The 10,339-nt window shown below is 72.8% G+C and carries 8 protein-coding genes; 2 read left to right on the forward strand and 6 right to left on the reverse strand.

Annotated features, from left to right (window positions below; translation table 11 throughout):
* Positions 1-29: 29 nt before the first annotated feature.
* The 6 genes from KUM49_RS31570 to KUM49_RS31595 all read right to left on the reverse strand — a co-directional run bounded on the left by KUM49_RS31570 (position 30) and on the right by KUM49_RS31595 (position 8,341).
* Positions 30-698 (reverse strand): HAD-IA family hydrolase, encoded by a 669-nt coding sequence (locus tag KUM49_RS31570; protein WP_217240376.1) that lies wholly within the window; start codon positions 696-698, stop codon positions 30-32.
* Positions 686-1,582, reverse strand: a complete 897-nt coding sequence (locus KUM49_RS31575; RefSeq protein ID WP_217240377.1) for a sugar phosphate isomerase/epimerase — start codon at positions 1,580-1,582, stop codon at positions 686-688. The genes KUM49_RS31570 and KUM49_RS31575 overlap by 13 nt, the downstream gene beginning before the upstream one ends.
* Entirely contained in the window at positions 1,579-4,083 is a 2,505-nt protein-coding gene (locus KUM49_RS31580) for an ROK family protein (RefSeq protein WP_217240378.1), read from the reverse strand. The genes KUM49_RS31575 and KUM49_RS31580 overlap by 4 nt, the downstream gene beginning before the upstream one ends.
* Positions 4,080-5,294, reverse strand: a complete 1,215-nt coding sequence (locus KUM49_RS31585) for a sedoheptulose 7-phosphate cyclase (protein WP_217240379.1) — start codon at positions 5,292-5,294, stop codon at positions 4,080-4,082. The genes KUM49_RS31580 and KUM49_RS31585 overlap by 4 nt, the downstream gene beginning before the upstream one ends.
* A 308-nt stretch (positions 5,295-5,602) precedes the next feature.
* Entirely contained in the window at positions 5,603-6,553 is a 951-nt protein-coding gene (locus tag KUM49_RS31590; protein ID WP_217240380.1) for an aldo/keto reductase, read from the reverse strand.
* 117 nt (positions 6,554-6,670) lie between these two features.
* On the reverse strand, positions 6,671-8,341 hold the full coding sequence (locus tag KUM49_RS31595; RefSeq protein WP_217240381.1) for an FAD-binding protein: 1,671 nt from the start codon (positions 8,339-8,341) through the stop codon (positions 6,671-6,673).
* A gap of 313 nt (positions 8,342-8,654) precedes the next feature.
* On the opposite strand from KUM49_RS31595, the gene KUM49_RS48790 reads away from it, so the two are divergent.
* Positions 8,655-9,680, forward strand: coding sequence for a nitroreductase/quinone reductase family protein (locus tag KUM49_RS48790; RefSeq protein ID WP_254402051.1), 1,026 nt, complete (start codon positions 8,655-8,657; stop codon positions 9,678-9,680).
* Between the two features lie 35 nt (positions 9,681-9,715).
* Positions 9,716-10,339: AMP-binding protein (locus KUM49_RS31610; RefSeq protein ID WP_217240382.1), on the forward strand; the 624-nt coding region annotated here is incomplete at its 3' end.

Consider the following 10,339-nt stretch of genomic DNA (forward strand, 5'->3'; position numbering starts at 1 on the left):
AGGTGCCAGGTGTTAGGTGACAGGCGGGGTCACACGGTCGCGCCCGCGCGTGCGGGCAGCGTCAGGCGCAGGCCGTCGCCCGTGTCGGAGCAGTTGGCGCCCAGGTAGTCCGTGATGCGCGGGCGGCCCTCGGCGGCCTCGCCCCCGTGGTGGCCGACCACCACCGTGTAGCCGCCGGCCGCGCGGCCCGCGAGCAGGCCGAGTTCGGCGTCCTCGAAGACGATCGTGGCCCTGGGGTCGACACCGAGCCGGCGGGCCGCCGTGTGGTAGCCCTCCGGGTGGGGCTTGCCGTGCCGTACGTCGTCGGCGGTGACGACGACCTCGGGCAACGGCAGCCCGGCCGCGGCCATGCGCCGTTCGGCGAGTTCCCGCCCGGCGGAGGTGACCAGCGCCCAGCGGTCCGGCGGCAGCGCGGCCAGCAGCTCGGCGGCGCCCGGCAGGGCGACGGTGCCGCGGGTGTCCGCGACGTCCTGGGCGACCAGCCAGGCCGTCTCCGTGTCGAGGTCCGTGCCCCGCGGCGCGTGCGCGGCCACGGTGTCGGCGGTGCGCTGTCCGTGCGCGCTCGCCAGGATCGCGGCGGCGTCGAGCCCGTGCCGTGCGGCGAACCGCCGCCAGGTGCGCTCCACCGCCGCGGTCGAGTCGATGAGCGTGCCGTCCATGTCGAACAGCAGCGCCTGTGCGGTCACTACGATGCCCATGTCCCTGCCGTCTCCGTCGTTCGTGCCGTGTTCGTCGTTTCCGCCGTGCTCGTCCGAGGGCGGCGCAGGCGCTCGGCGAGCGCCCGGAGCCGTTCGAGGTCCGCGGCGAGGCGGTGGCCGTCGCCGCCGCGGTGGTCGTTCTCCAGCACCAGCGCCCGCACCGGCGGCCCGTGGCGCCGTACCGCGTCGAGCGTGTCGCCCACCGCCGCGTCGCCGTCGCCGAGCAGCGGCGCGGCGTCCGTGCCGGCCAAGCCGTCCTTCACGTGGATCTGGTCGGCCAGGTGCGGTCCGACCGCGGCCACCAGCTCCACCGGGTCCACACCGGCCGCCCGCGGGTTCCCGGTGTCGAGCAGCAGCCGGAAGGCGGGCGAGGCGACCTGCTCCGCCAGCCACCGCGCGGCCCCCGGCGCCAGCGTGTTCTCGCTGGCCAGCCGGATGCCCCGCAGCTCGGCCTGCCCGGCGGCGGCGCGCAGTACCTCGGCCGTGCGGTGCAGCGCGGCCTCGCCGTCGATCGCGCTCCGCCGGAAGCTCGGCACGAACACCAGCGGTGCCCCCAACTGCGCGGCGGCGTCCAGCAGTCGGGCGAGAACCCCACGGACCCGTCCCGCCACGAGCGTGCCCTCGGGGGCGGTGAGCCCGATGTCGTTGAGCACGTTGCCCGCGACGGCGAGCGGCTCGACCTCCGCGGCGCGGGCCGCGCGGGCGAGACGCGCCAGGTGGCCGTGCGCGTCCAGCCACGGGCCCCGGCCGGGGCCGCCGAGGTCGAACTGCAGGCCCCGCACCCGGTGGTGGCCGGCGAGCTCCACGGCCGCCGCGCCGCGCCCGGGCAGCCGCCAGTCGGCCAGCGCGGTCAGCGGCAGGGACGGTGCCCCTTCTCCGGTCATGACGGTTCGCCCATCCGTACGGCCATCTTGATCAGCCGGCGTCCGGAGACGATCCGGTCGTGGGTTTCGCCGAGCCGGGTCAGCACCGGCACCGCGCCGGGCAGGTCCAGCACGTGTGTCACCAGGTCCCGGTAGCGCTCGGGGGCACGGCACAGTTCGGCCGCCGCGTACAGCAGGTGCTCGCCCGCCACCCCGCGATGGCCCAGGACCCGCACCTTGTGTCCGCTCGCCGTACCGAGCCGGGCGACCTGGGGCGGCTGCGGGAGGCCCGCGCGGTTCGCGGCGCGTACGGCGGCCAGGTCCACGCCGGGCAGCCGCGGGCTGGTGGCCGGCCGGGGCAGGCCGCCGACCAGGTCGACCACGGTGTCCGCGCCGTCCGTGGCGTCGAGCGCCAGTTCCAGGCAGGGCAGGGTGGCCGGGGCCGGGGTCGCGACGAGCACCGCGATCGGGCCGTCGCCGAGTACGTCCGCGAGCCGGGCCGCGTCCGCGGACAGGTCGTCGTAGCGCAGCCGGATGTCGGCGGCGTACGGCGTCTGGGCGCTCCAGTCCAGGCCGGCGCGGGTGTGGTGCACGTGCACGGTCCGTACGCCGGGGCCGTACCAACGCCGTGCGGTGCGCACGGCGAGGTGTCCGACCGTGCCGTCGCCGAAGACGAGGAGCGTGCGGGGACGGTGTTCGGACAGGGCGAGCGCGGCGTACCGGACCACGGCGAGCGGTTCGATCAGCGTGCCGAGCACGCCCGGCGGAACCTCGGGCAACGGGAGCACCAGCCCGCCCCCCACCGCCGTGGCGGGGATCAGCGCACGCTCCTGGAGGAGCCCGTCCACGTTGTGCCCGAGCAGGAACGAGGGGTCGGTGGGGTGCGTCGGGTTGACCACGACATGAGCGCCCGGCACCAGCCGGGGCTCCCGGACCCCGGCTCCGACCGCCACGACCCGCGCCACACCCTCGTGCCCGAGCACCGGCGCCCCGTCGTCGCGCACCCCGCGCAGCATCTGCAGATCGGTACCGCAGACGCCCGCGACCACGGGGGCGACGAGCAACTCACCCGGGCCCGGTTCGGGCGTGGGCCGCGGGGAGAAGTGCAGCCGCCCCGGGTGGTCGCGGACGATGGCGTGGTGCCACCCGGAGGAGAGGTCCGAGCCGGCTCCCGCGCGGTAGGCGTCCGCTCCCGCGTGGTTCGAGCCCGTTCCCGGGTGGTTCGAGCCCGTTCCCGGGTGGTTCGAGCCGGCTCCCGGGTGGTTCGAGCCGGCTCCCGGGTGGTTCGAGCCCGTTCCCGGGTGGTTCGAGCCCGTTCCCGGGTGGTTCGAGCCGGCTCCCGCGTGGTTCGAGCCGGCTCCCGGGTGGTTCGAGCCCGTTCCCGGGTGGTTCGAGCCGGCTCCCGCGTGGTTCGAGCCCGTTCCCGCGAGGTTCGAGCCCGTTCCCGCGAGGTCCGCGTCCGCTCCCGAGAGGTCCGCGTCCGCTCCCGCGGTGCCCGCGCCCAGCGTCGCGATGCCCGCGCCGATCAGGCCGTTCGCCTCGCCCGGGGCGCAGATCGTGATGCGGTCGGTTGTCCACTCCGGGGCGCGTTCACCGGTGAGGTAGAGGCCCTCGTGGCGGAGGTGGCGGTGCAGGGACGCCTCGTAGTGGCGGCCGAGGCCGGTGGCGACGCCGCCGGTGAGGGCGAGTTCGTCGAGTTCCGGGTCGAGGCACAGGGCGGTGCGCAGGACGTCGGCGACCGGGGCCGTCGACGCGTCGAGCAGTTCGCCGGCCAGCGCATCGCCCGCGTCGAGGGCGTGGCCCAGCGCGTCCTCGAAGGCCGTACCCGCCGCCATCGAACGGCCCAGCTCCGACGCCTGCCAGCGTGCGGGCTCCCGTTCCCGCAGGACGTCCGCCATCCGGCGCAGGCCCGGACCGGAGGCGTACGAGGCCACATGGCCCGGACGCCCGCAGTCGCACACCAGTTCAACGGGAGAGCCCGCCAGTTCCGCGGTTGCCGGGAGGTGGCCGACCTCGCCCTGGAGCCCGCAGGCATCCGTGGCGATCGTCCCGGTGCGCAGGTCGACGGTGCGGCAGGCGATGCCCGAACTGACCGTCATCAGCAGCACCTTTCGGTGCCCCCGGCGCCGGGGCGCGGAGACGAAGTGCAGCAGCGCGGCGGTGACGTCGTTGACCACATGCCACTCCACGTCGGGCCGCCGCTCGCGCAGCGCGCCCGGCAGGTCCAGCGGGGTCGTCTCGTCGCCGAACAGGGGCGCCGAGCCGTACACCGTGCCCGTGCGCTGGTCGAGCGCCGCCCCGAACGAGATGCCCGCCACCGTAGCCGGACCGGTGGGCACCGCGTCGCAGATCGTGTCGAGCAGACGCCCCTTCAACTCCTCGACGCCGGCCTCCGGGTGACGCAGTCGGCTGGGCGAGGGCGTGTCCACGATCCCGCTCAGCCCCTCCCGGGGCGACCACACGGCGTGCCGCACATGGGTCCCGCCCACGTCGAGGACGGTGATCGGACCCCGAGCGTTCACCGGCCCGGCCCGTCCGTGCGGTGGTCCGCGTAGGCGTGGACGAACTCCAGCGCCGCGGCGAGCTGGGCGGCCGTGACGTCGTTGACGAAGACACAGGACCCGATGCCGTCGGTCAGCGGCAGACGCTGCAGACCGTCGCGGTGCTTGACGGCGTCGGCCAGCCCCACCTGGAGCAGTTCCGGGGTGAACACCGGGTGCGTCAGCGGCAGTCCGGCCGCGGCGATCAGGGCGAGGGCCCGGTGTGCCTCGGTGGTGCCGAGGAGACCGCGGCCCTCCGCGAGGGCGACGCACACCGCCATGTCGACGGCGACGGCCTCACCGTGCAGCAGCGGCGGATCCGCGCGCAGTTCCAGCGAGGGGCTGAAGGTGTGGCCGTAGTCGACCGACCGCTCCAGCACGCTCTCCCACAGGTTGGGCTCCAGCTCGTCGAGCATGCCCGCGATGGCGCGCGAGATCACCTCGCTCATCGCCGACCCGCAGTTCGCCATCGTGTCGCTGGAGATGTGCGCGACGGTCTCCTCGAGGAGGCGGAACAGGTCGGCGTCCTTGATCAGCGCCATCTTGATGATCTCGGCGAGACCGTTGGCGATGTGCCGTTCCGGCACGGTCCGCAGGAACTCCGGGTCGATCAGTGTGACCTCGGGTGCGAAGTAGGTGCCCAGCCGGTTCTTGTGGGTGCCGTGGTTGACGCCCGTCTTCACACCGACGCCCGCGTCCACCTGGCCGACCAGGGTGGTGGGCACCCGCACGTAGGGGGCGCCCCGGCGGTAGAGGCTGGCCGCCAGGCCGACCACGTCCATCAGGACGCCGCCGCCCACCACGACCACCCGCTCGGTACGGCGCAGGATGCCCATCTCGGTCATGGCCCGGGTCACGTCCACGGCCTGCTCCAGGACCTTGGTCTCCTCGTCGCCGGACATCACCAGCCAGGTGGCGTCGGTCTGCCAGGCGGCGAAGTAGTCGCGCAGCGCCGTGCCGTAGAGCTTGTCGACGACACGGTCGACCACCACGAGGGCGCGTACGCCGCCGCGGCCGTCGGCACCGACCGCCTTGGCGAGGGCCGGGTTGACGGGGCTGAGCAGTCCTCGGGTCAGGGAGACCTCGTAGCCGACGGGCTGCTGGGCCTGGACGTACCAGGTCAGTCCCGGCGGGCGGGGTATGTCGAAGGCGGTCGTCAGACGCGACGGCTGGGCCGTGGTGATCTCGGTCATCGCGGATTGCTCCCTCTGGTGGGGTCGGCGTCGTGAGGGGGGAAGGTCGTACGCGTGGGGGTGAGCCCTGCGGGGGCGTGCCCCGCCGGCACCGGACCGGGGTTGGCCCGGTCACGGCGCCGGCGGGGCGGATCCGACGGGGGTCTCCCGTCGAGGTCGGGGTGGGTGCGGGGGTGTACGCGGAGGCTGTGAGGGCTTGGAGCCCGGGTCACATCTCCGGCCGGGCGCCCGCCGTCCGGCACACACGCTCGCCGCGTCGCCGAACGCTGATCCGCCCGGGGATGTGACAGGGGATGCGACAGGGGCTCTTACGCCTCGGGCGCGCCCATGGGCTCGGGCAGGGCGTCCAGTTCGGCGACGTCCTCGGCGGTGAGCTGGACATCCGCGCCACCGGCGTTCTGCTCCAGGTAGCGCTCGGTCTTGGTGCCGGGGATCGGGACGATGTACTCGCCCTTGGCCAGCAGCCAGGCCAGCGCCACCTGCGCGGTGGTGGCCCCGTGCCGCCCGGCGACGGCCGAGACCACGTCGACGATCGCCTTGTTGTGGGCGAACGCCTCCTCGGTGAACCGCGGCTGGGTGCTGCGCCAGTCGTCCTTGGGCAGGTCGGCGGGCTTGGCGAAGGCGCCGGTGAGCAGGCCGCGGCCGAGAGGAGAGAACGGCAGGAAGGCGATGCCGCGCTCGACGGTGTACGGGACCACGTCCGCGAAGGCGTCGCGGGTGAACAGCGAGGCCTCGGACTCGACGGCCCCGACCTCGTGCACCGCGTCCGCCGCGCGCACCTGCTCCAGGGTCACCGCCGACAGACCGAGCGAGCGGATCTTGCCGGCCTCGACCTGCTCGGCGAGCGCGCCCCAGCTCTCCTCCAGCGGGACGTTCGGGTCCACCCGGTGCAGGAAGTACAGGTCGATGTGGTCCACGCCGAGCCGCCGCAGGCTGGCGTCCACGGCCGCCGACAGGTGCTCGGGCGTGCCGTTGAGCCCGAGCCCGTTCTCGTCGACCACCAGACCGCCCTTGGTGGACAGCACGACCTCGTCGCGGCGGCCCTTCAGGGCGCGGCCGACGAGCTCCTCGTTGGTGAAGGGGCCGTAGACGTCGGCGGTGTCGATCAGGTTGACGCCGAGGTCCAGGGCGCGGTGGATCACCTTCACCGAGGCGTCGTCGTCCCAGCCGTGGGGGTCGTAGCCGAAGGACATGCCCATGGTGCCGAGGCCTACGCGGCCTACGACGGGACCGTTCTTGCCGAGAGTGGTGGTGCGCATCGTCTGTCTCCAGTTCCTTGGGGGATGCGGGTGCTGTTTCTCTTCGCGTTCTCTTCGAGTGCTCTTCGGGTTCTCTTCGAGGAGGGCTTCGACGAGGGCTTCGAGGGGGGCGAGGGGCTACGGGAGGCGCACGGACTGCCTGTGCCGGAACACGTTGCCCGGGTCCCAGGTGCGCTTGACCTGCTGGAGACGCGCGTAGTTCTGCTTCCAGTACAGGTCGTGCCAGGGCACCGACGACGTGTTGAAGGCCGGGTCGGCCAGGTCGCCGTCGGGGTAGTTGATGTAGCAGCCGTCCGTCACGTCGTTCGGGACGGGCACACCGCCGGTGTCGCCGTACACGTCGGCGAAGGCCCGGCGGATCCAGCCGACGTTCTTCGCGTCGTCGGCCGGGGCGTACCAGCGGCTCTCGAAGTTCACCTTCATGATCGCGTCGCGCTGCGCGACCGCGGTCGCCGTGGACGACACGCTCGCGATCCGGCCGCCCGAGGCGGACAGGACGATGCCCGTCATGGTGCTCGGCAGGTCCGTGCTGGTGAGATGCGCGTACATGGCGTCGATCTGCCGCCGCGGTGTCGGCTTGCGCAGGTGGGCCGACTTGTGCGAACCGCGGGTCGTGGGGTCGAGCTGGGTCGGGGAGATCGCGCCGATGTAGCGGGTGCCGCGCAGCCAGGGCATGAGCCGGGTCGAGGTGTACTGCGAGTCGAGCACACCGTCGTGCCGGGTCGTCGCGGAGTGCAGTCCCAGCGCCTGGTCCATGCCGCTCAGGAAGTCGGAGAGCACGCTCGCCGCGTCGGGCAGCGAGGCGTCCAACTGGACCACCGCACCGAGGGATCCGCTGTCGCGGTGGTTGAGCATCAGCCACGAGTAGAGCGAACCGGCCGTGGTGCCGGGGGTGTTGTTCTTCTCGAACCACTTGCCCCAGTAGTCGACGAGGGCGGTGAACCCGTCCTGGGTGACCTTCTCCCAGGGCCAGCCCGCCAGCGTGAGGAAGATCTTGGAGGGCGCCTTCGGCAGCAGGGCCGCGGGCGCGCCGGTGGCCCCGGGCGTGCGGAACCAGAAGGCGGTGACGACTCCGAAGCTCCCGCCGCCGCCACCGGTGTGCGCCCAGAACAGGTCGCGCAGGGCGGCGTCGGCCGAGTCGCGGGCCGCCACGACGCTCCTCGCCTTGCCGGCGGCGTCCACCACGACGACCTCGACGGCGTGGAGGTGGTCGACGGTCAGTCCGTACTGTCGCGAGAGGTTGCCGTAGCCGCCGCCGGTGACATGACCGCCGACACCCACGCTGTGGCAGATGCCCGCCGGGATCGTGACGCCCCAGCCCTCGTACAGGGCCTCGTACACGTCCAGCAGGGTCGCTCCGGCGCCGACCCGGAAGGCGTTCATGGCGGTGTCGAACGTGACCGCGTTCATCAGGGACATGTTGATGTTGATCTTCACGTCCGCGTTGAACACGAAGTCCTCGAAGCAGTGCCCGCCCCCGCACACGGAGAGCCGCCGGCCACCGGTGACCGCCTCCTGCACGGCCGCGACCACGTCCTCGGTCGTCCGGGGCAGCACGATCTTGTCCGGACTCGACGTCCACCGCTGGTTGTTGCCCGATATCAGGTCCGGGTACCGGGCGTCGTCCGGCGTCACCGCGACGCCCGTCGAGCCCGCCCGGACCGTCACCGCCGCCTCGCCGGCGGCGGCCCGGGCGTACGGCGCGGTCGCCAGCCCGCCCCCGGCCGCCGCCGTGAACGCGATTCCGGAACCCAGACCCACGAACCGGCGTCTCTTCAACTCACCCATCATCGACCCCCGTTATTCGGCACACGCTCAACGCGGTTCAGAGAAATACGGATTGTGAAATACCTGAGAAATACGAATGTGAATCGCCTTGCCTCGTCGGAGCGAAACCGTGCCGCTCTCGACGGGCTCCATCTCAACAGGACGCATTCCCGAAACGCCAACCTGTCGCGCCGACTTCGGCATGTCCGCCGACTTCCTGGACTTGCCCTTGTTCCCGCCCGCCGCCCGGTCCAGGGTCCAGGCGAGACCGGGTGCGAGACCCGGGACCCGCACGCGTCCGCCCCCGGCGGACCGAGGCCGATCGGAGCAGACCTTGAGCGCACTTCCCGGAGCCCGCGCCGTCCACCACATCGCGTACACCGTGCCCGACCTGGAAGAGGCCGTGCGCTTCTTCGTCGACGTCATCGGCGCCGAACTCGCCTACCGGCTCGGCCCGGTGGAGGACCGCGAGGGGGACTGGATGACCCGCAAACTCGGCGTCCACCCGCGCGCCTCGGCCCACATCGCGATGCTGCGGCTGGGGCCGGTGACCAACCTGGAGCTCTTCGAGTACACCGCGCCCGACCAGGACCGTGCCCGGCCGCGCAACAGCGACTGGGGCGGGCACCACTTCGCCCTTCACGTCGACGACGTCGACAAGGCCGCCGCCCATCTGCGCGAGGTGCCCGGTGTGACGATCCTCGGCGAGCCGGAGACCATCACGGACGGCCCCATCGCGGGTGACCGCTGGGTGTACTTCACCACCCCCTGGGGCCTGCACATGGAACTCATCAACATGCCCGAGGGAATGCCCTTCGAGGAAACGACCACGACCCGTCTGTATCGCCCGGAGGAGAGCTGGGACGCGTACCGTGCGGAACGTGCGCCGCAATCGACCGAGGACGCCGATGAATTCTCCGGTGCCCCCGTCGACGAGACGGTGAACAGCAACCCCTTCAACCGGCGGGTCATCGAGGAATTCCGCGCGAACGGCCGGGTGAGCGACTTCGGCGACGTCCCCCTCCTGCTGCTCAGCACCACCGGCCGACGCAGCGGCGTACGGCGCACGACCCCGCTGGTCCACCTGGAGCACGAGGGCCGGCACATCGTCTTCGCCGCCAACGGCGGTGCCGAGGCGCACCCGGCCTGGTACCGGAACCTCATGGCCGCCGGCACCGGCACGGTCGAGCTGCCTGGACGGCGCTTCGAGGCCAGGCCCCGGCCGGTGCCCGCCGCCGAGCACGAGGAGCTGTGGCGGCTCCAGACCGCGCAGGACCCGAACTTCGCCCAGTTCCGTGACCGCACGGGCCGCGACATCCCGGTCGTCGAACTGGTCCCGGTGGACGGTGCGGCCCGCTGAGACGGGCCGGGACCCGGAGAGGAGAAGATGACAGAGTGTCAGAAAGTCATGTGACACAGGAGTTCCGCAGGGCACGGGACTTCCTGCTGGAGCACCGCGAGGACTACGCCACGGCGTACGAGGGCTTCGACTGGCCGCGTCCGCAGCACTTCAACTGGGCGTTGGACTGGTTCGACGTCATCGCGGACGGCAACGACCGCACCGCCCTGCACATCGTCGAGGAGGACGGCTCCGAGACCCGGGTGTCCTTCGCCGGGATGTCCGAGCGCGCCGGACGGGTGGCGAACTGGCTGCGCGCGCAGGGTGTGGGCGCCGGGGACCGTCTCCTGGTCATGCTGGGCAACCAGGTCGAGCTGTGGGAGACGGCGCTGGCAGCGATGAAGCTGCGGGCCGTGGTGGTTCCGGCGACTCCGCTGCTGGGCCCCGCCGATCTGCGCGACCGGGTCGAGCGGGGGCGGGTCCGGCATGTGGTGGTGCGGGCCGAGGACACGGGCAAGTTCGCGGAGGTGCCCGGCGACCACACGCGCATCGCGGTGGGCGGCGCACCGGAGAACTGGGTGTCGTACGAGGACGCGTACGCGGCCTCCGCGGAGTTCCTGCCCGACGGGCCGACCCTGGCCGGCGATCCGCTGATGCTGTACTTCACCTCCGGTACGACG

Origin of the sequence: Streptomyces sp. AC555_RSS877 (genome assembly GCF_019049245.1) — a bacterium.
Lineage (GTDB): Bacteria > Actinomycetota > Actinomycetes > Streptomycetales > Streptomycetaceae > Streptomyces.